Origin of the sequence: Nocardiopsis sp. NPDC058789, assembly GCF_042745575.1 — a bacterium.
In the GTDB taxonomy this organism is placed as follows: Bacteria; Actinomycetota; Actinomycetes; order Streptosporangiales; family Streptosporangiaceae; genus Nocardiopsis; species Nocardiopsis eucommiae.
On record NZ_JBHYOW010000007.1, the window covers coordinates 349,625 to 375,183 of the forward strand.

A 25,559-nucleotide genomic window follows, 5' to 3' on the forward strand; every position below is an offset into this window, starting at 1 on the left:
GAGAAGAGGAGCCCCTATGTCGCGCTCAGTACTGGTCACCGGTGGTAACCGAGGGATCGGTCTGGCCATCGCCCGTGAGCTCGCGGCGGGTGGGGACAACGTGGCGGTCACCTACCGTTCCGGTGAGCCCCCGGAGGGCCTGCTCGGCGTGCGCTGCGACATCACCGACTCCGCGCAGGTCGACGCGGCCTTCAAGGAGGTCGAGGACGCCCAGGGGCCCGTGGAGGTGCTCGTCGCCAACGCCGGGGTCACCAAGGACCAGCTGCTCGCCCTCATGAGCGAGGACGACTTCTCCTCCGTCCTGGACACCAACCTCACCGGATCCTTCCGAGTGGCCAAGCGCGCGGTACGCGGCATGATGCGCAAGCGCTTCGGCCGTATCGTCCTCATCTCCTCCGTCGTGGGTCTCCTGGGCTCCGGCGGGCAGGCCAACTACGCCGCCTCCAAGGCCGGGCTGGTCGGCTTCGGGCGCTCCCTGGCCCGCGAACTGGGTTCGCGCAACATCACGGTGAACGTCGTGGCCCCCGGCTTCATCGAGACCGACATGACCGCGGCCCTCAGCGACGACCGCCAGGCCGAGATCAAGAAGAACGTCCCGCTGGGCCGCCTGGGCTCCACCGACGACATCGCCAAGACCGTCGGCTTCCTCGCCGGTCCGGGTGGCGGCTACGTCACCGGCGCCGTGATCCCCGTCGACGGCGGCCTCGGCATGGGCCACTGACCGCCACCAGCACACTCAGGACGGACCATCATGGGAATCCTCGAAGGCAAACGCATCCTCGTCACCGGGGTGCTCACCGACTCCTCCATCGGCTTCCACGTCGCCCGGCTCGCCCAGGAACAGGGCGCGACGGTCGTGCTCACCGGTTACGGCCGCATGGGCCTGGTGCAGCGCATCGCCAAGCGCCTGCCCGAGACACCGCCCGTCCTGGAACTGGACGTCACCGACGACCAGCACCTGGCGAGCCTGGCCGAGCGCGTCGGTGAGCACGTGGACGGCCTCGACGGCATCGTGCACTCCATCGGCTTCACCCCGCAGGGGGCGCTGGGCGGCAACTTCCTCAACACCGAGTGGGACGACGTCGCCCAGGCGATGCACACGTCCACCTTCTCGCTGAAGTCGCTCACCACCGCGCTCCTGCCGCTCATGGACCGGGGCGGATCGGTGGTGGCCCTGGACTTCGACAACAGCGTCTCCTACCCCATCTACGACTGGATGGGCGTGGCCAAGTCCGCGCTGACCTCCACCGCGCGCTACCTGGCCCGCTACGTGGGCGACCGGAACATCCGGGTCAACCTGGTCTCCGCCGGTCCCCTGAGCACCATGGCGGCCCGCAGCATCCCCGGGTTCGAGGAACTGGCCAGGCACTGGCCCGAGCGGGCACCCCTGGGCTGGGACGTGAGCGACCCCGAGCCCGCCGCCAAGGCGGTCGTTGCCCTGCTGTCGGACTGGTTCCCGGCGACCACCGGAGAGATCGTGCACGTCGACGGCGGGTTCCACTCCACGGGAGCCTGATCCGTGTGTGGGCGGCACCCCGACCGGGGCGCCGCCCACACGTGTCTTCGCGGCACCGGTACCATCTGCCCCGCGGCACGGTGTCGTTTCGGAAGGCGGACGGTATGGATCTGGGACTGTCGGGGGCGCGGGTCGTGGTGACCGGGGCCAGCAGGGGGATCGGCCGCGCCATCGCCCAGGTGTTCGCCCAGGAGGGCGCCGACCTGGCCATCTGCGCCCGCGGGGCCGAAGCGCTGGGCCAGACCGCGAGGGAGCTCTCCGACGCGGGGGCGAAGGTCTTCACGCGCTCCCTGGACGTCACCGACCACATCGCGCTGCCGTCCTTCGTGAACGACGCCGCCTCCGAGCTCGGCGGCCTGGACGTGCTGGTCTCCAACGTCTCCGGTGGCAGCGCGCCCACCCCGGACCAGTGGGAGCGGGGGTTCAACGCGGACCTCATGCCGTTCGTGCGCCTCACCGAGGCGGCGCGGCCCTACCTGATCGGCTCCGAGCGCGGCGCCGTCGTCCTGGTCTCCACCACCTCGGCTCTGCACGTCACCACCCCCGCCGGTGCCCGCTCCTACGGCGCGGTCAAGGCGGCCCTGAACCACCACGCGTCCTCGCTCGCCCGTGAGTGGGCGCCCGACGGTGTGCGGGTCAACACGGTCTCCCCGGGGCCCACCGAGTTCCCCGGCGGCGGCTGGGAGCGGCGCCGCGGCAGCGACCCGGACTTCTACGAGAGCGTCCGCGAGCGCGTCCCCTACGGGCGCCTGGGCCGCCCGGAGGAGGTGGCCCGTTCGGTCGTCTTCCTGGCCAGCCCCGCCGCCACCTACGTCACCGGCCAGAACCTGGTCGTCGACGGCGGCTTCCTCGACCAGGTCTGACCCCGGGGCTTCTGCCGGGCTTGACGAGGGACCGTTCCCACGAGTGTTCCGAAACGCCCGCCCATCCACAGACGGGCGGGCGTTTTCGGAACGGACCCGGTGGCGTCGGTCATGCCTGCGCCACGACCCCCCAGGCGTGAGGCGGCACCTCACGAGTAGGACTCCGCACCCCGGAACCCGGAGGTGGCCCGACCTACTCCGGGAGGGGAACGAGCCCCCGCCGGTAGGCGCGGACGAGATTCCGGGGGACCCGGTACTCGCGGCCTCCGACATGGAGGGTCACCAGTTCGGGGCTCCTGGCCTTCCACTGGGATCGACGCGTGCGGGTGTTGGACCGCGACATCCTGCGTTTGGGTACTGCCATGGGGGTGGCTCCTCTCGGTGCGTGGTGCGTGGTGCGTGGTGCGGCCCGGGGGTACCGGGATGTGGGTCGGGGCGATGGCCGCCGGAGCCGATCGCCCCGAGCGTGTCGTGACTATCCGCGCTGGTAGCGGCGCTGGAAGCGCTCCACCCGGCCAGCGGTGTCCACCACACGGGAGGTGCCCGTGTAGAAGGGGTGGCTGGCGCTGGAGATCTCGACGTCGATCACCGGGTACGTGTCGCCGTCCTCCCACTCGATGGTGGTGTCGCTGCTCCGAGTGGAACGGGTGAGGATGGCGAAGCCCGCGGCCCTGTCACGGAAGACGACGGGCTCGTAGCGGGGGTGGATGTCCTTCTTCATGGGTTCTCCGTCGGGTGTGGCGGCGTTCCGTCAGCGTTCCTCACGGAACTCGACGTGGCGCCGGAGCTTGGGGTCGTACTTGCGCAGGACGAGACGGTCCGGGGTGTTGCGGCGGTTCTTGCGGGTCACGTAGGTGGTTCCGGTGCCCGCAGTGGATCGGAGCTTGATGATGGGGCGGACGTCGTTGCGCGCCATGGGTTCCTTTCGGGTTGGGCCGACCGCCGTGACCGGGGTCAGGCGGGCTGAGAGTGGTCGTGCACGCCGTGCACGTCCCATTCCGGGAAGGGGTCCGGCAACCGGTCCCAGGGGGAACGGAACTCGTCCTCGGTCAACAGGCAGGAGCGCAGGGCGGCCTCCAACGCCTCCCGACGCAGGTCCTGACCGATGACGACCAGCTCCTGACGGGGACTGACCGGCTCGCTGTCCACGAGGTCCTCGGCGGTGTATCCGAGGGACGGTCCGTCGGCGGGGTCCCAGACTCCAGCCGGCTCGAAGCGGGCGACCGGCCCGGCCTGGGACCACAGCCCCGTCATCCTGGGGCGGCTCGCCAGCCAGAAGAACCCCTTGGTACGCAGGATCCTGCCGTACCCGGCCCGCTCGAACCCGGAGGTGACCATCTCCCAGAGACGTTCGGGGTGGAAGGGCCGGTCGGAACGGAACACCAGGCTGGAGATGCCGTACTCCTCGGTCTCGGGCACGTGGTCGCCGTTGAGTTCGGAGACCCAGCCCGGGGCCCGGGAGGCTCGCTCCATGTCGAACAGGTCGGCCCCGACCAACTCGGCCGGAGACACCCGCCCGTGTCGGATCCGCAGGACCCGGGCCAGGGGGTTGAGCCGCCTGACCGCTGCCTCCACGCGGTCGACCTGGGCCTCGGTCACCAGATCGATCTTGTTGACCAGGATCAGGTCGGCGAACTCCACCTGGTCGACCAGCAGGTCGCTCACCGTCCGTTCGTCGTCCTCGTAGGCGTCCAGGCCGCGCTCGGCCAGGTCGTCGCCGGTGTCGAGTTCGCGCAGGAACCCCGTGGCGTCGACCACCGAGACCATGGTGTCCAGGCGCGTCCCTTCCAGGAGCGGGGTGCCGTCGGGCCCGGGCACGGCGAAGGTGGCCGCCACCGGCATGGGTTCGGAGATACCGCTCGACTCGATGAGGAGGTGGTCGAAGCGACCTCGCGCCGCGAGAGCGGCGACCTCCTCCAGCAGGTCGTCGCGCAGGGTGCAGCAGATGCAGCCGTTGGTCATCTCCACCAGCCGCTCCTCGGTCCGGGACAGGTGTCCCTCGCCCCTGACCAGTTCGGCGTCGATGTTGATCTCGCTCATGTCGTTGACGATCACCGCGACCCGCAGACCGTCCAGATTCCCCAGAACGTGGTTGAGCAGGGTCGTCTTGCCCGCTCCCAGGAACCCGGAGAGCACGGTCACGGGGAGTGTCGTCGGAGCGTTCGTGCCCATGTCTCGCTCCTTCTTTCGGCGGACCGGAGGGGGCGGTTCCCGGAGGGGTCCTCCGCTCCGGGAACCGTGGGACCGCTCGGAACCTGCGGGTTCCGCGGCTACCAGCTGGACTTGGTGACTCCGGGGAGTTCACCGCGGTGAGCCATGTCCCGGAACCTGATCCGTGACACTCCGAACTTCCTCAGATGGGCGCGGGGGCGACCGTCGATCACGTCCCGGTTGCGGACCCGGGTCGCGCTGGCGTCCCGTGGTTGGCGCCTCAGTTCGGCGACGGCCGCGGCACGCTCGGCCTCACCGGTGTGCGGGCTCCTGATCAGGCGTTTGAGCTCGGCCCGCCGCTCGGCGTAACGTGCGACGATCGCCTTCCGCTGCTCGTTACGGGCGATCTTGCTCTTCTTGGCCATCAGACCCTCTCCCCTCGGGCGCGGATGTCGGCGACCACGCGTTCGATTCCGCGCGCGTCGATGACCCGCATGCCCTTGACGCTCAGCCGCAGCCTCACGAAGCGCTGCTCACTGGGAAGCCAGTAGCGCTTGTTCTGGATGTTGGGGTCGAACCGACGCTTGGTGCGTCGATGCGAATGGGATACGGAATTCCCGAAGGTCGGTGCCTTCCCGGTCACCTGGCAGACTCGGGCCATGGTCTTTTCTCCTTTTCCTTGAGGGCCGTGCTCGATCCGTTCCTCCGCTGTGCTGAGAACGAAAGCGACGGCTCCGCATTCGGGTCGCGGCCTGACGCGGTCAGTTCTGTCTGGTCGAGGCGGGATAGGGCAGGAGGGCCATCTCGCGGGCGTTCTTGATCGCCGCCGCGATCAGCCGCTGTTGCCGTGCGGTGACACGGGTGACGCGGCGGCTGCGGATCTTGCCCTTCTCCGAGACGAACTTCCGCAGCAGGTTGGTGTCCTTGTAATCGACGTGGGTCGCTTCGCCCAGCGGATTGGCGAAGGAGCGCCTGCGCGGCGTCTGCTCGGTACGGCGCTTGCTCGGGGTCATGGTCACCCTTCTGAGAACTCGGCGAACGGGTCGTTCTGGAACTCCTGGCCGACTTCGGTCTCGGTGGCCAGACACGAGTCCAGGAGTGCGAGGAGGGACGCGGTGTCCATGCCGACACCGGTGAAGGACAGGTGTTGGCGACGGTCGCCCACGGTCGGGTCCCAGTCGAGGAGGGCCGTGGCACGTCGGTCCGGGGAGACCAGGTCCATCGCCGCCTCGGGCAGTGCGCTCAGCCAGGGGCCGCCGCTCTCCACCATGAGGAGGTCCTGGTGGGATTCCCAGACCAGGAGGGTGTCCGGCTGGCTGGCCAGCCAGAACCTTCCCCGGCCGCGAAGGGACGTCGCGACGATGCGTTCCAGGGCGTCGGAGAGCCTCTCCGGGTGCATCGGGCGCTTTCTCGTCCAGGTCACGGTGCTCACTCCCCGGGTCTCGTCATGGTCCAGGTAGTGGGCCCAGGCCGGGTTGAGACGTCGGTGCGCGGACTCCGGGTCGAACCGTTGGTCCAGGAAACCGGAGAGGTCGGCCCCCGAGGTGACGATCGCCGCGGCGGGGTTGAGCTGCCGCAGGAGGGCCCGGGCGTGGGAGTGACCCCCTTCCGCCGACAGGACCAGCACGTTGGCGTACTCCACCTGCCGGTTGAGGACTTCGGCGACCGTACGGGTGTCGTCCTGGGCGATGTCCATCCCGCGGTCGCCCAGTTCGTCCGGGCTGCCCACGTCGGAGGTGAGCCGGGACGTGTCGACCACCGTGGCGACGGAGGCCAGCCGGAGTTCCGGCCGCGCGGCGATGCTCTCCGCGATCGACCGGGGTTCCAGGCCCTCCCAGGAGTCCACGACGCACAGGTCGTGTCGACCGTCGGCCGCGTGGCGCAGGAGGAAGGGGAGGAGGTCCTCGCGCACCGTGCACGAGGCACAGGCGTGGTCGAGTTCCACCTGCTCGCTCCTGCTGGTGCCGGAGGGATCCCGCACCACGCGGCGTACGACTCCGTCACCGATGTCGCCCATGTCGTGGTGAACCGCGACCGACCGGGGGACGGTCCTGAGCAACTCGTCCACGGCCTCCGTGCGTGCCTCCGCGTGCAGGCCGGTGACCAGTGCGATGCGCATCGGGCGCTCCTCTCCTGGGCTCGCAGTAGTGAAAATGAAAACCGTTTCCATACTCTACACAGTCCGAGGGAGTGCCCGCTCCGGTGGGTGGGTCCGAGCGGATCGGTTCGGGGAGCGGCTGAGCGGATGCGGAGCACGGCGGCCACGAAGGGACACCGTCGGTCTGCTTCCTCGTGGCGAACGGACGGTTCCCAGGTGAGATCTCGTGCCCCTGGGGCGCCCCCTGAAGGTGATCCCTGAGCGGCCCCCGCGCGGTTCCCGTCGTTGAACGGGCCCCAGGGTGAGTGGGAGAACCACACCGTTCACCTCCTACACAAGGGAGGGAGCGGATGGTAGGAAGTTGACGCACAGGGCCTTCCTGATCCCCCAGCCGCCCGGAGGCATTCCATGAATCGCCGGTGGTCGATCCGTTCGCGCGCGAGTGCCCTCGTGGCCGCGGGTTCCGTCCTTCTCCTCGCCCTCACCCCGGTCGCGGGCGCCGCCGACACCCGCGACGACCCCCGGGAACACACCGGGTTCAGCGAGACCGTCGAGATCCCTCCGCCCGGCTCCGTCCCGCGGGCCGACGATCCGGCTCCTCGATTGGAGACGTTCGACTCCGAGCGCCCGGTCGCCCCCGGCGTCACGCTGACCTCCTTCGACGCCTACGGGCCGGACGGCTACACGGGAACACCCACCTGGCTCCAGGCCGACCTGCTGACCACGGACCTGACCGGCGGTGTCAGCGTCGACTACCTCTTCCCCGGCCAGGTGACCGGTCGGGAGGCCCTGAGCACCCAGGCCGACCGGGCCGGCGCGGTCGCGGCGGTGAACGGCGACTTCTTCGACATCAACGCCTCCGGCGCGCCCCAGGGAGTGGCGGTCCAGAGCGGTGAACTCATCCAGTCGCCCATGACCAACGACTACCGGGAGTCCTCCGCCGTCTTCACCCCCGACGGGCTCGGCTCGATCGGTGAGGTGTTCTTCGAGGGCACCATCGAGCTGCCCGGCACCACCGCGTCGTTGGACGCGATCAACAAACCGGCGCTGGGCGCCGACGAGATCGCGGCGTTCACCCCGCTGTGGGGGTCCTACTGCCGCTGCCGTGTGGTCGAGGACGCCTCGGACACACGGGAGGTGGTCGTCACCGACGGGGTGGTCACGGAGGTCGTGGAGAACCCCCGTGAGGGGGAGATCCCCGAGGACGCCTTCGTCCTGGTCGGTCGTGAGGAGGGTGCGCGGGCCCTGGCCGACCTGGCGGTGGGTGATCCGGTCGGGATCGACTACGACGTGCGCGCCAGCGGTGACCAGGAGATCCACGCCGCCCTGAACGGCCGCCAGATGCTGGTTGTCGACGGCGAGGTGCGGCGGGGTTCGGCGGGCGACAACACCCCCGGCGCGCCGCGCATGGCGATCGGCTTCTCCGAGGACGGCTCGCGGATGTACCTGCTCAGCGTCGACGGTCGGCAGCCCTCGTTCGCGGCGGGCGTCGGCCTCGACGAGCTGGGCGAGATGATGGTCGAGGCCGGGGCGCACACCGCGGTCAACCTGGACGGCGGCGGATCGGCCACCATGGTGGCGCGCACCCCGGGCGCCGACGAGGTGCGGGTCGAGAACCGCCCCTCGGACGGAGAAGAACGCCTCGTGCCCAACGGCCTGGGCCTGTTCGCCCCCGAGGGCAGCGGCAGGATCCACGGCTTCTGGGTGGAGACCAGGACCACCCCCGAACGCGCCGACGCCTCCGGATACGTCGCACCCGTGCGCACGGACCGGGTCTTCCCCGGACTCACGCGGACACTCACGGCCGCGGGCCACGACGAGACCTACGGGCCCGCCGAGGCGGTGCCGAACTGGCGGTCCGACGACAGCGGAGTCGGCGTGATGGACCGCGACGGCGTCTTCACGGCCAGGTCGGCCGGGACCGCCACCGTCACGGCCAGCAAGCTCCGGGCCAGGGGCGAGATCGACCTGACGGTCCTGGGCGAGCTGGCCAGGATCGAGACCACGCCCGAACGGGTGGGGCTGGCCGACGCGGAGGCCTCCGCCGTGGTCCAGGTGACCGGATACGACGCGGACGGGTTCGCGGCGCCGATCGAACCGGAGGACGTCGAGCTGACCGTCGACGAGAGCGTCGCGCGGGTCTCGGTGACCGAGGACGGACGCTTCGAGGTCCGGGCCGCCACCGAGAGCGGTTCCACGCTCGCCACCGTGCGGGTCGGGGACGTCGAGACGACCATGGCGGTCACCGTGGGGCTGGAGGAGGTCGTCGTCGCCGACTTCGAGGACGCGGCCGACTGGACCTACTTCGGTGAGCGCGCGGACGGGGACGTCGCCGTGGCGGAGGGGCGCCAGGGCAAGGGCGTGCGCCTGACCTACGACTTCACGGCCTCGACCGGAACCCGTACCGGTGGCGTCCTGCCACCGGGGGAACGGGAGATCCCCGGCCAGCCGCAGGAGCTGCGCGCCTGGGTGCACTCCGAGGGCAACGGCGAGTGGGCCAGCCTCCAGGTCTGGGACGGTGCCGGGCAGCTGGTGCCCGCACTCCGGGCCGGATACCTGGACGAACCGGGGTGGCGACAGCTGGTCTTCACCGTCCCGCCGGGCACGCAGTACCCGCTGTCGCTCCGCCGTGTCTACTTCGCCGAGACCGAACCCGGGGCGAGCTATGAGGGCGAGGTGGTCATCGACGAGCTCACCGCCCTGGTTCCGCCGCCGATCGACGTCCCGCCCGCCGAACCGGTCGTCGATCCGGTGGTGGCTCCCGGCGCGACGGTGGCGGCCCAGGACTGGAGGTTCGCCGTCCTGTCGGACGCGCAGTTCGTCGCCCGCGACCCGGACAGCGAGATCGTCGCCTACACACGGCGGGCGCTCCGGGAGATCCGCGCCACTGACGCCGAGTTCCTCATCATCAACGGCGACTTCGTGGACGAGGCCGCACCGGAGGACCTCGAGCTGGCCCGTCGGATCCTCGACGAGGAGCTCGAAGGGGAGCTGCCCTACTACTACGTGCCGGGCAACCACGAGGTCTCCGAGGGGACACTGGACAACTTCCGGGAGGCGTTCGGTGACTCCCACCAGGTGGTCGACCACCACGGGACGAGGTTCGTCCTCCTGGACACGGCGCGTCTGTCCTACCAGGCCAGCGACTGGTCACAGCTGCGGCTGCTGCGGGAACAGCTGGACGCGGCGGCCCACGACCCCTCGGTGACGTCCGTCGTGGTCGCCCAGCACGTGCCCCTCCGCGACCCGCTGCCCACCCGGGCGAGTGAGCTGGCGGACCGCAAGGAGGCGGCCACCGTGGAGAACTGGCTGTCCGGATTCCGGGCCGAGACCGGCAAGGGCGCGGCCTTCATCGGCGCTCACGTGGGCGTGTTCCACGCCGACCGGGTCGACGGGGTGCCCTACGTCGTCAACGGCAACGTCGGCAAGAACCCCTCGGGCGGCCCCGCCGACGGCGGCTTCACCGGGTGGTCGCTGTGGGGCGTGAACACCGGCGGGCACGAGGAGGACTGGGTGGTGACCGAGTTGCGTCCCCACGTGGACGGGCTGGAGCTGGCCGCACCCGCCTCGGTCACCGTGGGAGAGCAGGCGGAGGTCACCGCGACGGTGGACAACGACGGCACCTCGGTGCCGGTCGCCCCTCCGGTCAGCGCCGACTGGTTCGGCTCCGACGACGTGCACCTCGGTCCGGGCGACGACGCCGGGCCCGACCACGTCGCCGCGTTCGACCCCGCGACCGGACGGTTCACCGCCCTGAGGGAGGGGACCGTGGAGCTCGGTGTCACCGTGAACGGCGTCACCGAGCGGGTGAGCATCGCGCTCCGGCCCTGACGGCGACCTGGCGGTCGTGGTCCGGCGCGGAACGGCCCGGGGGTGGGAGCCCGGGCCGGGCGCTCAACCGGTGCGGAGGATCAGGGCCAGGCGGGTGGTGCGGTCCGGGGCGAGCGTCTCGCGCACGCCGGTCTCCAGGGCGCCGTCGGTGGCGTCGACCACGGACACGTGACGGGTCGCCCTGGTCAGGGCCGTGTACGCCTGCGGGCGGGACACCGGGACCTGGGGCGGGAAGACCGCCACCACGGCGGGCCAGCGGCTCCCGTGGGCCACGGCCACGCTCACCGCCCAGCCCGGGCGAAGGGCGGAGGGATCGGTGACGGTGACCCGGGTGCCGTCGGTCAGTTCGATCACGGCGCCCTCGGTCACCTCGCGCAGGTGACCGGTGTCGCCGGGGCCGTAGCCGGGACCCCCGGCGGTGAGCACCACGCGGTCGCCCACGTCGAAGCCGCCGTGCGCTCCCGGGCCGGGGTTGAGGCGCTCCTTGCAGGCGGCGTTGAGCGCGCGGGCACCGGCCGGGCCGTCCTCGCGGCAGGTGATGACCTGAACCTGGTCGGAGCCGATCCCCAGAGCCCGGGGGATGGAGTCGGTCACCAGTTGCGTGACGCGGTGGGCGGCCTCCTCGCCCGAGGCGGCCGGGACCCGCACGACCTCGCGGTCGGGCGCCTCCACCTCGGGCCAGTCGCCCTCGGCCACCGCGCGGGCGAGCACGGCCACGGGGGAGGGCTCGGCGTCGTCGGCCACGACCGCCACGTGCGCGGTTCGCGAGGCGGCCACGTCCACCACCACCCGGCCAGGGGTGGCGGAGGGGGCCTGGTCCGGGTCGGCCAGCAGCACCAGGTGGGCGTCGTCCACGCAGGCCGACACCAGGTCGGCCATCCGGGCCACGCCCAGGGACATCGACTCGCAGAGCACCACGATCCCCGCAGGGGCGGGTTCGCCGGACAGCAGGGCGGCCAGGGACACCGCGCGCACGGGCGGCTCTCCCGCGCCCAGCAGCCGGTCCAGGTCCGCGTTGACGGCGGCGGCGGTGGGTGCGGTGGGGGTCACCACCGCGATCCCCACCTGGCTCTCCCGCGCGATCGCGGCCAGGCAGAGCAGGGCCCGGGCGGTCTCGGCCTGGTCTCCGGGGCCGTGGTGCACCACGGTCACCGGGCGCATGGTGGCGGTGAGCAGCGCCTCCCGGGTGGTCTCGGAGATCGCCAGTCCGTGCTCGGTGGTGGCCGCAGCCAGGGTCTCCGCGGCGGTCATCGGGTCCATGATCGGCTCGCTGCCGCCGATCAGCCGGAGGAGCTGTTCCCCGAGCCGCTGTTCGGCGTGGCCGACGTCGTGGAGGGCGTAGTGGCGCTCGGGGTCGGGCAGGTCCGGTACCTCCGGGACACCGCCCTCCTCGAAGTCGAAGTCGTCGTCCGCCTCGTCGCCGCCCTCGAACAGCGCGATCTCCTCGGCGGCGACCGCCGCCTCCAGCGCGGAGCGGGGGTCGGCGATCCCGAGCTGGCCGACCACCGTGGCCAGCCTCTTCTCCTCGATCGCGGTGTGGCCCCGGCGGGCGGCGGTGCGCAGCGTGTGTCCGACCAGGGCGCCCAGGCGGCGGGGGTCGTCGGGCCGCGCGGCCTCGCCCAGGTGCCTGCGGGCGCAGTAGTCGGCCTGCTCGACGGTCACCTCGGGCAGGCGCAGGAGCAGCCAGGGGTTGGCGTCCAGTTCGGCGGCGGGTCGGGGGCTCAGCGCGGACACCAGGCGTGGTGCCAGGGCGTGCGGGGCACCCATCCGGTCAAGGACGGCTAGGACCTTCTCGACAGCCTCGGACACCGGTTCCCCTCGTCAGGTGGTTCGTGGACTCGGAGGGAGCCTACCGACTCGCGGCGACACGCGGTGTCCGCCGTCCACAGGCTCACGTGTCCCGGGTCACCTGGAGGACGGCGGCGCAGGGGTCGGTGTCGGGGGAGGCCTCCTGCACGGCGGTGGCGGCCGCCGCCGCGGCGGTACGGAAGAGCGCTCGGGTGTCGGCGTCCAGGCCGCCCAACAGGCGTTCCTCCACGTGCTCGACCAGTTGGCTCGCTTTGGCCAGGACCTCGGAGCCGTGGTCGGTGGAGCACACCCGCCGCACCCGGCGGTCAGACGGGTCGGCCCGGCGCCGGACCAGGTCGGCGGCCTCCAGGTCGTCGATGAGGTAGGTCATCACGCTGCGGTCGATGAGCAGGCGCTCGGCCAGCGCCGCCTGCGTGGGGGCGTCGCCTCGGGAGGCGGCGGCCAGCACGTGGTAGCCGCGGCTGCCGTGCGGGAGGTCGTCGAGGGCCGCCTCCACGTGCTCGTGCCAGCGGCGCAGCAGCACGGCCAGGGACCAGCCCAGGTTGTGGTCCCCGATGCCGGGGACGGGCTCCGGCGTGGTGGGTGTCATGGTCCGAGATTACCAGGAATAGGTGTTGGGTCAGATAAGTTGACCTGAACATCATTTGCTCGACAAACGATCCCCGGGAGACCAGGCCATGCCCGACTACGGACACCCCCTGGAGTTCGGCACCTTCCTCACGCCGACCGCGCGGGACCCCGACCGCGTGGTCGGGCTCGCGGAACTCACCGAAGCCGCGGGGCTGGACCTGGCCACCTTCCAGGACCACCCCTACAACCCGGACTTCCTCGACACCTGGACCCTGTTGAGCTGGGTCGCCGCCCGCACCGAGCGCCTCCGTGTCTCCGGCAACGTGATCAACCTTCCCCTGCGCCCGCCCGCCGTCCTGGCCCGCGCCGCCGCCAGCCTCGACCGCCTCTCCCAGGGCCGCTTCGAGCTGGGACTCGGCGCGGGGGGCTTCTGGGACGCCATCGAGGCCATGGGTGGCGGACGCCGCACCCCCGGCCAGTCCGTGGACGCCCTCTCCGAGGCGATCGACCTCATCCGGGACGTCTGGGACACCGACGAACGGGGCGGGGTGCGCCGCCAGGGTGAGCACTACTCCGTCCACGGCATGAAGCGCGGCCCCGAGCCCGCCCACGACATCCGGATCTGGCTGGGCGCCTACAAGCCCCGCATGCTCCGCCTGGTCGGCGCCAAGGCCGACGGCTGGCTGCCCAGCCTCGGCTACGTCCAGCCCGAGGACCTGGCCGGGCTCAACGCGACCATCGACGACTCCGCGCGCGAGCACGGCCGCGACCCACGGCAGATCCGCCGTCTGCTCAACCTGACCGGCGCCGCCTTCTCCCCGGCAAGCGGAGGCTTCCTCCAGGGCCCGCCGGAACAGTGGGTGGAAGAGCTGCTGCCCCTGGTCCTGGACCACGGGTTCGCCACGTTCGTGCTGCCCACCGACGACCCCCGCGCCATCGACACCTTCGGGCGGGAGGTGGCGCCCGCCCTGCGCGAGGCGGTCGAGCGCGAACGCGCCGGCGCCGGAACCCCCACCGGCCCCGCCCGCCCCGCCGCCGCCCTCACGGCTCGCCGTTCCGGCATCGACTACGACGCCGTCCCACACGGCCTGCGCGACACGGCGGTCGAACCCGGTGACCAGGGGTACACGAAGGTCCGGCACGGATACATGCAGCGGGGCCGCCCCGGGCTCGTCCTCCGCCCGACCGCCCCCGACCAGGTGGCCGAGGCCCTGGCCTACGCCCTCGAGCAGGACGCGCCGCTCAACGTGCGCAGCGGCGGACACGGCATCAGCGGCCGCTCCACCAACGACGGCGGCGTGGTCCTCGACCTCGGCCGGATGAACGCGGTCGAGGTCCTGGACGCCGGATCCGGTCTCGTCCGGCTCGGCGCCGGCGCCCGCTGGGGCGAGGTCGGCTCCGTCCTGCACCAGCACGGCCTCGCGATCAGCTCCGGCGACCACGGCGGAGTGGGCGTCGGCGGGCTCGCCACCACCGGGGGCCTGGGGTACATGTCCCGCGCCCACGGGCTGACCATCGACCGCCTCACCGCCGTGGAGCTGGTCACCGCCGCCGGTGACCAGCTGAGGGTGGACGCCGAGCACCTCCCCGACCTCTTCTGGGCGGTGCGCGGCGCCGGGGCCAACTTCGGCGTGGTCACCTCCGTGGAGGCGGTGGCGGCGCCGGTCCGGGACGTCGTCCTCGGTCGGTTCGCCTACGACGCCTCGGACACCGCGGCCTTCCTCCGGACCTGGGGAGAGGTGGCCGAGGCCGCGCCACGCGAGGTCACCGCGTTCCTCACCCTGGGACAGGCCCGGGGCGGCCAGGGACCCGTGGCGCAGGCCATGGTGGTGTTCGCGGGGGACGACACCGACGCCGCCGTCCGGGCCCTGGAACCCTTCCTCAAGGTCGGCCCGGTCCTGGACCAGCGCGCACAGGTCGCTCCCTACCCGGCGCTCCTGGTCGGGCACGCCGGTCCGCACGAGGGCGGCGGGACCCCGGTCGCCCGCTCGGCGCTGCTGGAACACGTGACCGACGAGTCCGCCGAGGCCATGACCCGCGCGCTCGCCACGGGTGACGCGTACTTCATGCAACTGCGCCAGGTCGGCGGGGCGGTCAACGACGTCGCGGCCGACGCCACCGCCTACCCGCACCGCACGGCCCAGTTCTCGCTGGCAGCCATGGGACGCCGCGCCGAAGCCCTGGACCGCCGCTGGGCGGAGCTGGGCGAGGCGGCGCGGGGGCTCTACCTGAGCTTCGACACGCGCACCGGCCCCGAGGTCCTGGCCCAGGCCTTCCCCGAACCCGCGCTGGGACGCCTGCGGGCCCTCAAGGCCGTGTACGACCCGGACCACGTCTTCGACCAGAACTTCCCGATCCCACCCGGTACCTGAACCGGGCGCCGTGGGCCCGGGCCCTCAGCGCTCGGGTCCGGCGGTGGCGTCGTCTAGGGCGTCGCGGATCTTGGGCGGCAGGCGCACACTCTCCACGGACAGGATCTCCTCCAGTTGGGAGAGCGTGCGCGGGCCGACCACGGCGGCGGCCACCCCCTCCTGGTCGCGGGCCCAGCTCAGCGCCACCGCGAGCGGTGACACGCCCAGGCCCTCGGCGGCCGTGCACACCGACTCCACCACCCTGCGGCTGCGGTCGTCGAGGTAGGGCTCCACGTAGGGCGCCATGTGCGGGAAGGCGGCGCGCGAGTCCGCCGGGACCCCGTTGCGGTACTTCGCGCTGAGCACGCCCCGCCCGAGCGGGGACCAGGCGATCACGTGCGCCTCACTGGCCGCCGCGGCCGGGCGCAGTGCGTGGTCGGCGCCCCGGTTGAGCAGCGAGTACTCCGTGCCCGCGCTCACCAGCGGCACCCGTCCGGGCTGGGCGCGCTGCCAGGTCGCCAACGTGGCGAACTGCCAGGCCTTGAGGTCGCCCGTGCCCACGTAGCGGGCCTTGCCCGAGGCGACCGCCGTCTCCATCGCGGACAGCGTCTCCTCGGGTGGCGTACACGGGTCGAACACGTGCAGCTGCCACAGGTCCACGTAGTCCGTCTGGAGACGCCGCAGGGAGGCGTCCAGCGACGCCAGGAGGTGGCGCCGCGAGCCGTCCACCGGCCGGTACGCCTCCGGCGTGTGCCCGCTCTTGGTGGCCACCACCACGTCCTCGCGGCGCACCGTCCCGCGCAGGAGCCGCCCGAGGATCCGCTCGCTCTGGCCGCCCGTGTAGATGTCCGCCGTGTCCACGAGCGTGCCTCCCGCGTTCACGAACGCGGTGAGCTGCTGCCCGGCCTCCTCCTCGGAGGTGTCGTTTCCCCAGCTCATCGTGCCGAGGGCGGTACGAGACACCCAGAGCCCTGATCTGCCCACCTGTCGCTGTTCCATGCGGCGGAGATTACCGTGTTCATCGGAAGTAGGCCCTGGGTACATCTTCGCTGCGTACTGTCGGTGTGGGCCGGACCAGCGCCGACACGCGTCCTCTCGTCTCGCGGGCCGTCCGGGCCGACACCCCGTCCGGTTCGTGTCCGTGCCCCGAGGGGCCCGGACCCGTCACGAAAGTCCGTATCCGAGTGTCCATCTTCGAGGCGGTCGTTCTCGGCCTCATCCAAGGACTCACCGAGTTCCTGCCCGTGTCCTCAAGCGCCCACCTGCGCGTCTTCGCGGCCTTCTTCGGCTGGTCCGACCCGGGGGCGGCGTTCACCGCCGTCAGCCAGATCGGCACCGAACTGGCGGTGGTCGTGTACTTCCGCAAGCGGGTGTGGGCGATCATCTCCGTGTGGTGCGGATCCCTGGTCAACCGGAACCTGCGTGGCGACGTCAACGCCCGTATGGGCTGGTACATCATCCTCGCGACCATCCCCATCGGCGTCCTGGGCCTGCTCTTCGAGGACCAGATCGACGGGGTCTTCCGCGACCTGCGCCTCATCGCCCTCTCTCTCATCCTCTTCGGCCTCCTCCTGGGCGCCGTCGACCACTTCGCCCGCAAGCAGAACGAGCTGGAGGACCTCACCCTCGGCCGGGGCCTGACCTTCGGTCTGTTCCAGACCCTCGCGCTGATCCCCGGCGTCTCCCGTTCGGGCGCCACCATCACCGGCGGCCGTCTGCTCGGCTTCACCCGACCGGCCGCGGCCGAGTTCGCGTTCCTGCTCGCGATGCCCGCCGTGTTCGCCTCGGGCCTGTACAAGATGCTCGACATCGGCGGCAACGAGTACGCGGGCTGGGGCGCCACGATCGTCGGCACCCTGGTGGCGTTCGTGATCGGCTACGTGGTCATCGCCTGGCTGATGAGGTTCATCACCACGCACAGCTTCATGCCGTTCGTGTACTACCGCATCGCCCTGGGCGTGCTCATCATCGTGCTGGTCACCACCGGAGTGCTCTCCCCGCAGGGCGGAGCCGGGGTCGGATAGCCGCTCCCGCCCGCGCACAGTCCGGACGTCCCCGGCCGTTCCCCGCCTCGGGCGGGCCACCCTCGCAGGTGGCCCGCCCGAGGCCGGAGGGCGGCGGCCCGGTGGCGACGCGAGGACACCGCGCCGCGTGCGTCCGTCGAGGGTGGTGACGGACGACGGGCGGGAGGAGTGGTCCGGACACCGCGCCCGAGGGCGACCTACCCTGGTGTCATGGCCACACGCGCAGACACCCCAGACGACGCCCCCGCGCACGAGGCGATCACCCTCCTGCTCGTCCGGCACGGCATGACCGACGCCACCGGGCCGCGCCTGGCCGGGCGGGCGCCCGGCGTCCACCTCAACGACGTGGGGCGCGACCAGGCCTCCCGCCTGGCCGAACGACTGGCGGGGCTGGCCCCCGCCGCGCTCGTGTCCAGCCCGCTCGAACGCTGCCAGGAGACGTCCGAGGCCATCGCCGAGCGCCTTGGCGCCCCCGTCACCACGGACGACAGGTTCGTCGAGTGCGACTACGGCAGCTGGACCGGCCGCTCCCTCACCGACCTGGCCGCCGAGCCCCTGTGGCGGGTGGTCCAGGACCACCCCAGCGCCGCCCGCTTCCCCGGCGGGGAGGCCCTGGCCACGACCTCCGCGCGCGCGGTCGAGGCCGTCCGGGACTGGAACGGGCGACTACTCGAACAGGCCCGTCCCGGGTCCGCCCCTCCCGTGTACGTGGTCTGCGGCCACGGCGACGTGATCAAGGCGATCGTCGCCGACGCCCTGGGCATGCACCTGGACCTCTTCCAGCGCCTGCGCGTCGACCCGTGTTCGGTCACCTCCCTCACCTACACGCGGACCCGGCCCTTCCTGAACAAGCTGAACGACACCGGGGAGCCCCTGGCCGGAGCCCTGCCCACGGCGGCGGAGACCCGGGGTGACGCGGCGGTCGGTGGCGGAGCGGGCCAGGCGCCCGAGGCGGACGCGGGGACGCCCCGCCCCTGACCGTGGCGGTATCTCGCACCGCGTCACCGTCATCCCTTAGGGTGCTATCCATGCCCGTCTTTCAGTTCAACCCGCCGGAACGGTTCGTCGCCGGGACCGTCGGCCAGCCTGGGGACCGCACCTTCTTCCTCCAGGCCGTCGGTGAGGGTCGCATCACCAGCGTCGTGCTGGAGAAGTCCCAGGTGGAGGCCCTGGCCACCCGTATCGAGGAGCTGCTGGAAGAGGTGCACCGCCGCTTCGGAGCGCCGCCGGACGACGTCGCGCCGCCCGAGGACGACGGTCCGCTGCAACAGCCCATCGAGCAGGACTTCCGGGTGGGCACCCTCGCCCTGGCGTGGGACGCCGAGGTGGCCCGCGTCATCATCGAGGCCCAGGAGATCGACGAGACCGCCACCGAGGAGCTGGTCGAGGACGACGACGAGGAGGAGCTGGAGGTCTTCGCGGAGGAGGCCCCCGCCCACCGTGACGTCCTGCGTGTCTACCTCAGGCCCGGAGAGGCGCGCGCCTTCGCCGGACGCGCCCTGAAGGTCGTCTCCGCCGGGCGCCCCGACTGCCCGCTCTGCGGCCGTCCGCTCGACCCCAACGGTCACATCTGCGCGCGCCAGAACGGCTACCGCCCGGACCGTCTCGTCTGAGGCACCTCGTGGACGACGACACCTGCGGTTCCCCGACCGCCGCCGAACCGCCGCCGACGGTGACCACGGCGGCCTTCGGCGGACTCACCCCCGAGGAGGGGCTGGACCTCCTGCGCCGGGGGGAGATCACGGTGGAGGGGCGCCTGACGGCGGCCTCCAACGCCACCCTGTACTGCACGGTCTCCGACGGCGACCGTTCCGCCGTGTGCGTGTACAAGCCGGTGGCGGGGGAGCGGCCCCTGTGGGACTTCCCCGACGGCACGCTCGCCGGGCGTGAGGTGTCGGCCTACGCGGTCTCCGAGGCGCTCGGCTGGTCCGTGGTGCCGCCCACCGTCCACCGGGACGGCCCCTACGGCGAGGGCATGGTCCAGCTGTGGGTGCACGGCGACACCACCGTCGACCTCGTCGCGCTCTCCCGTGAGACCGAGCACGCGGGGCTGCGCCGGATGGCCGTCCTGGACGCGGTGATCAACAACTCCGACCGCAAGATCGGCCACCTGCTCCCCACGCCGGAGGGGCACCTGTACGGCTGCGACCACGGGGTGTCCTTCGCGGAGGACTACAAGCTGCGCACGGTCCTGTGGCAGTGGCAGGGGCAGCCCCTCACCGACGAGGCGCTGATCGCCCTGGCCTCCCTGCGCACCAGGCTGCGCGCCTCGGACGATCCGCTCGGCGCGACGCTGGCCACCCACCTGACCGGGCCCGAGGCCTACGCGGTGCGCGAACGCGTGGACCTGCTCATCCACCACGGCATCCACCCCTACCCGGCCCCTGACTGGCCCTCCGTCCCCTGGCCTCCCGTGTGACCTGTGTGAGCAGTCTCAACCGCCCAACACGCGGATACCGGTCGGTAGGAATGGCGCCTTAGTGGTCCGTACCTGCACAATGGGGCACGTGAGCAACGAGTGGAACTACCTTTTCGACATGGACGGCGTGCTCGTACGCGAGGAGCACCTGATCCCCGGAGCGGACACGCTCATCGCGGAGCTGCGCGAGCAGGGGACCCCGTTCATGGTGTTGACGAACAACTCCATCTACACCCCGCGCGACCTGAGGGCGCGGCTGCTCAACACCGGGCTGGACATCCCCGAGGAGTCCATCTGGACCTCCGCCCTGGCCACGGCCCAGTTCCTCCAGACCCAGCGCCCCGGCGGCTCGGCCTACGTGGTCGGTGAGTCGGGCCTGACCACCGCCCTGCACAACGTGGGCTACGTGATGACCGAGCGCGACCCCGACTACGTGGTGCTGGGGGAGACCCGCACCTACAGCTTCGAGGCCATCACCCGGGCGATCCGCCTGGTGCGCAACGGCGCCCGGTTCATCGCCACCAACCCGGACGAGACCGGGCCCAGCGCGGAGGGGCCGCTCCCCGCGACCGGCGCCGTCGCCGCGCTGATCGAGAAGGCCACCGGCCGCCGCCCCTACTTCGTGGGCAAGCCGAACCCCCTCATGATGCGCTCGGCGCTGCGCCGGATCGGCGCGCACTCGGAGAACACCCTCATGGTCGGTGACCGCATGGACACCGACGTGCTCAGCGGCCTGGAGGCCGGACTCCAGACCGTCCTGGTGCTCTCGGGCATCTCCGGCCGCGACACCGCCGACCAGTTCCCGTACCGGCCCACCCGGGTGCTCGGCTCGGTCAAGGAGCTCGTGGGTCACACCCAGGACCCCTTCGGCACCGGGGCCTGACCGGTCCCGGACCCGGACACGACGACGGGGGCGGTGGATCTCACGTCCACCGCCCCCGTATCCGTCGTGGGGCAGGCCCTCGGGCCGTCCCAGGGGTCAGGCGCTCTGCCGCTGCTTGGCGATCTCCTCGACCTTCGCCGCCTCTTCGCGGCGACGGGCGCGGAGCAGTTCCAGCCGCTCGGCGAGAACCTCCTCCAGATCCTCCATGCTGCGGCGTTCGAGCAGCATGTCCCAGTGGGTGCGGACCGGTTTGGTGTTCTTGGGTTCCTCGCCGCCGCCGTCACGGCGCAGTGCGCGGTCGCCGCAGAAACGGCATTCCCATTCGGCGGGGATTTCGGCCTCGGTCGCGAAGGTGACCGAGAAGCGGTGACCCCGGGTACAGTCGTAGGTGACTTCCTGCCGGGGAGCCAGGTCGGTGTTGCGGTCGTTCTCGTAGCTCGTCGCCCCGAGCCGTGTGCCGCGAAGTGCTCGCTCGGCCATCGTGTGGGTGCCTCCAGGCGCTTGTGCGGTCTCGCGGGGTGTAACGCGTCGGTCCACGTCAAGATTCCCCACTGACCTGAGGTCGAACCTCCCCGGCGGACGCGGGAGCCCGCCCGCGCCACGAGGGCCCGCCTCACCGAGCCCCTCCGGTGGTTGTGACCTGCACCACCCTAGGGGTCGGGGCCCCGAAGTCCGCGCACCCACCCCGACACACCCGACGCCGGACGCCGGGGCCGCCCCTCCGTCCGGCACCCGGTCCGGCGTGGTCCGGGGTCCCCGAGGTCGGTGAGGTCCTATTCGGACGGTCCCGTATTCGCACGTCGGCGCGGTTTGGGAAAGGCGCACGGGGATTCGGTCCGCGTTCCGCCGGGATTCTCCGGGAGATCGATTCGCTCCGATCCGGTGATGTGTCGACCCTCGTGTCGTATCGCGGGCTTTGTCTGATAACTCCAGTAATTGTCATTGTTCTGACATGGGAGGCAGTTGGGTCAAGTGGTATCTTTGCTCGCTGTGTGAACAAAGGGCAGGTTGAAGGCCGTGCGACCGCCTATGTAACACAACAGTGCACGTGGGCCGAGGATGCCCGTCCGGCGTGCCCTTCGGCGTGTACAAAGAGTGAGGACGTGTCCGGACATGGAGCACCATGACTGACCAGACCCCCCGTCCCGACGGAGCACCGCCCCTGGCGTCGACCACCCCGCGCTGGCTGCTCGTCCTGGTACCGGCCCTGCCCGCCTGGGGGTGGGCGCTCTGGGCGACCCGACCCGACGGGTGGGCCCCGGTCCTGACCGCCGGAGGGATCGCGCTCCTGCTGATCCTCGTCCTGGCGCTCCTCCTGGGCCGCCGGGACCGCGAGGCCGCCGAGCTGCGCGCCCGCGTCGACCGGGCCCATGCCGAGACAGCGGCGCTCTCCACGGAACTCCTGCCCCGGATGGTCGAGCAGCTGCGCTCCGGTGACTCCGCCGAGACCGTCCTGCACCGGATGCCCGAGATGGCGGACCCCGCGATCGCCGCCGCCCTGCGGAGCGTGGCCACCGAGATCTCCGCCTCCGAACGCCGCCGCTCCGCCGCCATGGCCGCGTGCGCGACCGCCGCCGGACGGGTCCAGGCGCTGTCCACCACCATGCTCGCCGATCTGCGCCGCATGCAGGAGCGCCACGGAGACGGCGACGCCGGGGCCGACGTCCTCGGTGACCTCATGCGCCTGGACCACACCACCGCGCAGACCGGCCGGGTGGCCGACAGCATCGCGATCCTCACCGGCGCCAGATCGGGCCGCCGCTGGGGCCGGGCCATCCCCATGGAGAGCGTCCTGCGCGGCGCCATGGGCCGCATCGGTGCCTACCAGCGGGTGCGCACCCACAGCGTCACCAACCTGGCGGTCGCCGGGTTCGCCGCCGAGGGCGTCATCCACGCCCTGGCCGAGATCCTCGACAACGCGGCCAAGTTCTCCCCGCCCACCGCCGAGGTCCACGTCCACGTGGAGGAGGTCCAGGCGGGGATCGCCGTCATGGTCGAGGACGGCGGCCTCGTCATGGGCGAGGAGGCGCTGCGCCGGGCCCGCGACGCGGTCAGCGACGGCCTCGACATCACCACCATCTCCGGGACCCGCCTGGGACTCTCGGTCGTGGGCCGTATCGCCCAGCGCTACGGCCTCGAAGTCTCCTTCCGCTCCTCCTCCAGGGGCGGTACCGCCGTGGTCCTGCTCCTGCCGCAGCGCATCGTGAAACCGCTGCCCGTCAGCGTCCCCGCACAGCCGATCACCGTTCCCGAGCCCTCCTCCCGCGAGACGGCGGCCTCCGCCGACACGGCCCCCGCCCCGAGGGCGGACAGCGGACTGCCCATGCGCCGCCGGGGCCGGTCCCTCGCGGCGGCGGAACGCAACCGGCCCGCCCCCAAGGAGGCAGGCCCCCGCACCTCGTCCCAGGGGTTCGGCGCGTTCCGCTCCGCCGTGCGCGGCCAGGAGACGACCGACTCACCGAAGGAAGCATGATGGACCTCAAGACGCTGACCTGGCTGCTCGAAGGCCTGCTGGAGCGCACCCCCGGCACCCGACACGCCCTCGTGCTCTCCCGGGACGGCCTCAAGCTGTGCCACACCGCCGCGTTGGGCAACGACAGCGCCGACCACCTGGCCGCGATCGCGGCAGGGGTGCAGAGCCTCGCGCACAGCGCCTCCGTGGAGTTCGGTGACGGCCGCGGCGGCGTCCGGCAGGCGATGGCCGAGTTCTACGGCGGTCTCCTCTTCATCGTCGAGGCGGGGCACGGCACCCACCTCGCGGTCATCACCAGCGGTGAGGCCGAGCCCGGGCTGGTCGGCCACAACATGAACGAACTGGTCGAGCAGATGGGCGAGCACCTCACCACGCCGTCCCGAGTCGGAGCCGAAGCGGAGTGAGCCCGTACCGACGGGAGAGCCCGGACCGGCTCTACATCATCACCTCGGGCCGCAGCCGTGGCGCCGACGACTCCCTGGACGCCGTCGCCCTCATCGTCGCGGAGAGCGCGCCCGTCCCCGGTATGCAGTCCGAACACGCCGCCATCCTGCGCCTGTGCGTGAACCCCATGGCGGTCGTGGAGGTCGCGGCCCACCTGCGCCTGCCCGTGGCGGTCACCCGGATCCTGCTCACCGACCTCCTCGACACCGGCCGGGTCACCGCCCGCCACCCGGCCCCGGCGCCCTCACCGGCGCACCCCCTCGCCTCCCCGGACGTGTTGGAGAAGGTGCTCGTTGCACTCCACAACCTCTGAACCCGCTCGCACTGACCAGCCGGTCACCCCGCTGGCCGACAGCACCGAACAGGCCCTGAAGATCGCCGTGGTCGGCGGATTCGGGGTCGGCAAGACCACCATGGTCAGCTCCGTCAGCGAGATCCGCCCGCTGACCACCGAGGAGACCATGACGCGTGCCGGGGCGGGCATCGACGACCTCGAGGGAGTCGAGGGCAAGCGCACCACCACCGTGGCCTTCGACTTCGGCCGCATCACCCTCGACGCCACCTCGGTCCTCTACCTGTTCGGCGCGCCCGGCCAGGAACGCTTCTGGTTCCTGTGGGACCGGCTGTTCACCGGCGCCCTGGGCGCGGTCGTGCTGGTCGACACCCGGCGCCTGGAGGACTGCTTCTACGCCATCGACCGACTGGAGGACCAGGGAACGCCCTTCGTCGTGGCGCACAACGACTTCGGCGCGTCCGAGCACACGTTGGAGGACGTGCGCACCGCCCTGGACCTGGACCCGGGCATCCCCCTGCTCCGCTGCGACGCCCGCGAGCGCGACTCGGCAAAGAGGGTGCTCATCGCCCTGGTGGAGCACGTGCGCTCCCTGATCACGGAAGGTGCCCGATGACCGGCTGTCCCGTCCAGCTGCACGGACCCGAGTTCCAGTCCGACCCGGGCGGCCTCTACGAGAGGATGCGGGCCGAGCACGGTCCGGTCGTGCCCGTGCGCATGGAGGGCGACGTCCCCGCCTGGCTGGTCGTCGGCTACCGGGAACTGCACCGGGTGATGAACGACACGACGACGTTCGCCCGCAGCTCCAGCCGCTGGAACTCCTGGCACCTGGTCCCCGCCGACTGGCCGATGCTGCCGATGGTGATCCAGCTGCCGTCGGTGCTCTACTCCGAGGGCGCCGAGCACCGCCGCCGCACCGGCGCGCTCGGCGACGCGCTGTCCGGCACCGACCTGCACGAGCTGCGCACCACCACCGCGCGCATGGCCGACCGGCTCATCGACGCGTTCTGCGCCACCGACGGCACGGACCTGCGCACCTCCTACACGGCGCGGCTGCCCGCGCTCGTGCTCAGCTGGATGTACGGCCTGGACGACCCGCGCGGCGACCGCCTCGCCGACGACATGAACACCATGATCGACGGCGGCCCCGACGCCATGGTCGCCCAGCAGGCGCTGATGGCCGCCATGGGCGAGCTGGTGGCGGAGCGCCGGGCCAGGCCCGGGCCGGACGTGGTCTCCCGCCTGCTCGGCCACCCCGCCCGGTACAGCGACGAGGAGGCGGTCCCCGAGCTCATCGTCCTGCTGGGCGGCGGGAACCAGCCGACGGCGGAGTGGCTGGGCAACGCGCTCCGGCTGATGTTCACCGACGAACGCTTCGGCGCGTCCATCGCCGGTGCCCGCAACAGCGTGCAGGAGGCCCTGAACGAGGTCCTGTGGGAGGACACCCCCACCCAGATCCACGCGGGCCGCTTCGCCGCGCACGACGTGGAGCTGGGAGGCCAGGTCATCCGCCAGGGCGACCTGGTGCTCCTCGGGATCTCGGGCGCCAACCGGGACCCCCTCGTGCGTTCCACCGCGGGCCGGATCGGTGACCGTGGCAGCCAGGCCCACCTGTCGTTCTCACACGGCCCCCACCAGTGCCCCTACCCGGCCCGGGAGATCGCGGAGATCATCGCCGTCACCGGCGTCGAGGTGCTGGTGGACCGGCTCCCCGACATCGAGCTGGCGGTGCCCGCCGAGGAGCTGCGCTGGCGCCCCTCGCCCTGGGTGCGGGGGGTCGCCTCCCTGCCCGTGACCTTCACCCCGACCGAACCCTACGGGGGCCACTGACCGTC

General features: G+C 71.9%; 27 protein-coding genes. 15 read left to right on the forward strand and 12 right to left on the reverse strand.

Annotated features, from left to right (window positions below; all coding sequences use genetic code 11):
• Positions 1–16: 16 nt before the first annotated feature.
• The 3 genes from fabG (at position 17) to ACFW3L_RS13050 (ending at position 2,379) form a co-directional block, all read left to right on the forward strand.
• Positions 17–721, forward strand: coding sequence for a 3-oxoacyl-ACP reductase FabG (gene fabG / locus ACFW3L_RS13040; RefSeq protein WP_378739681.1), 705 nt, complete (start codon positions 17–19; stop codon positions 719–721).
• 30 nt (positions 722–751) lie between these two features.
• Entirely contained in the window at positions 752–1,516 is a 765-nt protein-coding gene (gene fabI / locus ACFW3L_RS13045; protein WP_378739683.1) for an enoyl-ACP reductase FabI, read from the forward strand.
• 104 nt (positions 1,517–1,620) lie between these two features.
• Positions 1,621–2,379, forward strand: coding sequence for an SDR family NAD(P)-dependent oxidoreductase (locus ACFW3L_RS13050; protein ID WP_378739685.1), 759 nt, complete (start codon positions 1,621–1,623; stop codon positions 2,377–2,379).
• Positions 2,380–2,572: 193 nt separating this feature from the next.
• On the opposite strand, the gene rpmF is transcribed toward ACFW3L_RS13050, so the two are convergent.
• The 8 genes from rpmF to ACFW3L_RS13090 all read right to left on the reverse strand — a co-directional run bounded on the left by rpmF (position 2,573) and on the right by ACFW3L_RS13090 (position 6,649).
• Positions 2,573–2,743 (reverse strand): 50S ribosomal protein L32, encoded by a 171-nt coding sequence (gene rpmF, locus ACFW3L_RS13055; protein WP_378739687.1) that lies wholly within the window; start codon positions 2,741–2,743, stop codon positions 2,573–2,575.
• Positions 2,744–2,854: 111 nt separating this feature from the next.
• Complete coding sequence (locus ACFW3L_RS13060) at positions 2,855–3,100, reverse strand: type B 50S ribosomal protein L31 (protein WP_378739689.1); 246 nt, start codon at positions 3,098–3,100, stop codon at positions 2,855–2,857.
• Between the two features lie 30 nt (positions 3,101–3,130).
• Positions 3,131–3,295, reverse strand: coding sequence for a 50S ribosomal protein L33 (gene rpmG / locus ACFW3L_RS13065; RefSeq protein ID WP_378739691.1), 165 nt, complete (start codon positions 3,293–3,295; stop codon positions 3,131–3,133).
• 38 nt (positions 3,296–3,333) lie between these two features.
• Positions 3,334–4,551 (reverse strand): GTP-binding protein, encoded by a 1,218-nt coding sequence (locus tag ACFW3L_RS13070; protein ID WP_378739694.1) that lies wholly within the window; start codon positions 4,549–4,551, stop codon positions 3,334–3,336.
• A 98-nt stretch (positions 4,552–4,649) separates the two neighbouring features.
• The gene (gene rpsN, locus ACFW3L_RS13075) at positions 4,650–4,955 is read right to left on the reverse strand and encodes a 30S ribosomal protein S14 (RefSeq protein WP_378739696.1); all 306 of its coding nucleotides are present in this window, start codon (positions 4,953–4,955) and stop codon (positions 4,650–4,652) included.
• The gene (gene rpmB, locus ACFW3L_RS13080; protein WP_378739698.1) at positions 4,955–5,191 is read right to left on the reverse strand and encodes a 50S ribosomal protein L28; all 237 of its coding nucleotides are present in this window, start codon (positions 5,189–5,191) and stop codon (positions 4,955–4,957) included. The genes rpsN and rpmB overlap by 1 nt, the downstream gene beginning before the upstream one ends.
• 100 nt (positions 5,192–5,291) lie before the next feature.
• Entirely contained in the window at positions 5,292–5,543 is a 252-nt protein-coding gene (rpsR, locus tag ACFW3L_RS13085; protein ID WP_378739699.1) for a 30S ribosomal protein S18, read from the reverse strand.
• Positions 5,544–5,545: 2 nt separating this feature from the next.
• Positions 5,546–6,649 (reverse strand): CobW family GTP-binding protein, encoded by a 1,104-nt coding sequence (locus ACFW3L_RS13090; protein WP_378739701.1) that lies wholly within the window; start codon positions 6,647–6,649, stop codon positions 5,546–5,548.
• Between the two features lie 387 nt (positions 6,650–7,036).
• On the opposite strand from ACFW3L_RS13090, the gene ACFW3L_RS13095 reads away from it, so the two are divergent.
• On the forward strand, positions 7,037–10,459 hold the full coding sequence (locus ACFW3L_RS13095) for a phosphodiester glycosidase family protein (protein WP_378739706.1): 3,423 nt from the start codon (positions 7,037–7,039) through the stop codon (positions 10,457–10,459).
• 63 nt (positions 10,460–10,522) lie between these two features.
• On the opposite strand, the gene ACFW3L_RS13100 is transcribed toward ACFW3L_RS13095, so the two are convergent.
• Positions 10,523–12,268, reverse strand: a complete 1,746-nt coding sequence (locus ACFW3L_RS13100; protein ID WP_378739708.1) for a helix-hairpin-helix domain-containing protein — start codon at positions 12,266–12,268, stop codon at positions 10,523–10,525.
• Positions 12,269–12,350: 82 nt separating this feature from the next.
• On the reverse strand, positions 12,351–12,857 hold the full coding sequence (locus tag ACFW3L_RS13105) for a MarR family winged helix-turn-helix transcriptional regulator (RefSeq protein ID WP_378739711.1): 507 nt from the start codon (positions 12,855–12,857) through the stop codon (positions 12,351–12,353).
• Between the two features lie 88 nt (positions 12,858–12,945).
• Between ACFW3L_RS13105 and ACFW3L_RS13110 the strand changes: the two genes are divergently transcribed.
• Positions 12,946–15,210, forward strand: coding sequence for an LLM class flavin-dependent oxidoreductase (locus ACFW3L_RS13110; protein WP_378739713.1), 2,265 nt, complete (start codon positions 12,946–12,948; stop codon positions 15,208–15,210).
• Positions 15,211–15,234: 24 nt separating this feature from the next.
• On the opposite strand, the gene ACFW3L_RS13115 is transcribed toward ACFW3L_RS13110, so the two are convergent.
• Positions 15,235–16,188, reverse strand: a complete 954-nt coding sequence (locus ACFW3L_RS13115; protein WP_378739715.1) for an aldo/keto reductase — start codon at positions 16,186–16,188, stop codon at positions 15,235–15,237.
• Positions 16,189–16,373: 185 nt separating this feature from the next.
• On the opposite strand from ACFW3L_RS13115, the gene ACFW3L_RS13120 reads away from it, so the two are divergent.
• From ACFW3L_RS13120 to ACFW3L_RS13140, 5 genes are all read left to right on the forward strand, one after another.
• Positions 16,374–17,213 (forward strand): undecaprenyl-diphosphate phosphatase, encoded by an 840-nt coding sequence (locus ACFW3L_RS13120; protein ID WP_378739718.1) that lies wholly within the window; start codon positions 16,374–16,376, stop codon positions 17,211–17,213.
• Positions 17,214–17,423: 210 nt separating this feature from the next.
• Positions 17,424–18,191, forward strand: a complete 768-nt coding sequence (locus ACFW3L_RS13125; RefSeq protein ID WP_378739720.1) for an MSMEG_4193 family putative phosphomutase — start codon at positions 17,424–17,426, stop codon at positions 18,189–18,191.
• A 50-nt stretch (positions 18,192–18,241) separates the two neighbouring features.
• Positions 18,242–18,826, forward strand: coding sequence for a DUF3090 domain-containing protein (locus ACFW3L_RS13130; protein ID WP_378739722.1), 585 nt, complete (start codon positions 18,242–18,244; stop codon positions 18,824–18,826).
• An 8-nt stretch (positions 18,827–18,834) separates the two neighbouring features.
• Entirely contained in the window at positions 18,835–19,632 is a 798-nt protein-coding gene (locus ACFW3L_RS13135; RefSeq protein ID WP_378739724.1) for an SCO1664 family protein, read from the forward strand.
• Positions 19,633–19,711: 79 nt separating this feature from the next.
• Positions 19,712–20,515 carry an HAD-IIA family hydrolase gene (locus tag ACFW3L_RS13140; protein WP_378739726.1) on the forward strand — a complete coding sequence of 268 codons (804 nt, stop codon included), beginning with the start codon at positions 19,712–19,714 and terminating at the stop codon, positions 20,513–20,515.
• Positions 20,516–20,611: 96 nt separating this feature from the next.
• Here the strand turns inward: ACFW3L_RS13140 and ACFW3L_RS13145 are convergent, their stop codons facing one another.
• Positions 20,612–20,995 (reverse strand): RNA polymerase-binding protein RbpA, encoded by a 384-nt coding sequence (locus ACFW3L_RS13145; protein WP_017535724.1) that lies wholly within the window; start codon positions 20,993–20,995, stop codon positions 20,612–20,614.
• Between the two features lie 643 nt (positions 20,996–21,638).
• Between ACFW3L_RS13145 and ACFW3L_RS13150 the strand changes: the two genes are divergently transcribed.
• The 5 genes from ACFW3L_RS13150 to ACFW3L_RS13170 are packed head-to-tail and all read left to right on the forward strand — an operon-like array spanning position 21,639 to position 25,554.
• Positions 21,639–22,988 (forward strand): ATP-binding protein, encoded by a 1,350-nt coding sequence (locus ACFW3L_RS13150; RefSeq protein WP_378739728.1) that lies wholly within the window; start codon positions 21,639–21,641, stop codon positions 22,986–22,988.
• On the forward strand, positions 22,988–23,392 hold the full coding sequence (locus ACFW3L_RS13155; protein WP_378739782.1) for a roadblock/LC7 domain-containing protein: 405 nt from the start codon (positions 22,988–22,990) through the stop codon (positions 23,390–23,392). The genes ACFW3L_RS13150 and ACFW3L_RS13155 overlap by 1 nt, the downstream gene beginning before the upstream one ends.
• On the forward strand, positions 23,389–23,745 hold the full coding sequence (locus ACFW3L_RS13160; protein WP_378739730.1) for a DUF742 domain-containing protein: 357 nt from the start codon (positions 23,389–23,391) through the stop codon (positions 23,743–23,745). Before ACFW3L_RS13155 ends, ACFW3L_RS13160 begins: the two co-directional genes overlap by 4 nt.
• Positions 23,726–24,340 carry an ATP/GTP-binding protein gene (locus ACFW3L_RS13165; protein ID WP_378739732.1) on the forward strand — a complete coding sequence of 205 codons (615 nt, stop codon included), beginning with the start codon at positions 23,726–23,728 and terminating at the stop codon, positions 24,338–24,340. Before ACFW3L_RS13160 ends, ACFW3L_RS13165 begins: the two co-directional genes overlap by 20 nt.
• On the forward strand, positions 24,337–25,554 hold the full coding sequence (locus tag ACFW3L_RS13170) for a cytochrome P450 (RefSeq protein ID WP_378739734.1): 1,218 nt from the start codon (positions 24,337–24,339) through the stop codon (positions 25,552–25,554). Before ACFW3L_RS13165 ends, ACFW3L_RS13170 begins: the two co-directional genes overlap by 4 nt.
• Positions 25,555–25,559: the final 5 nt, after the last annotated feature.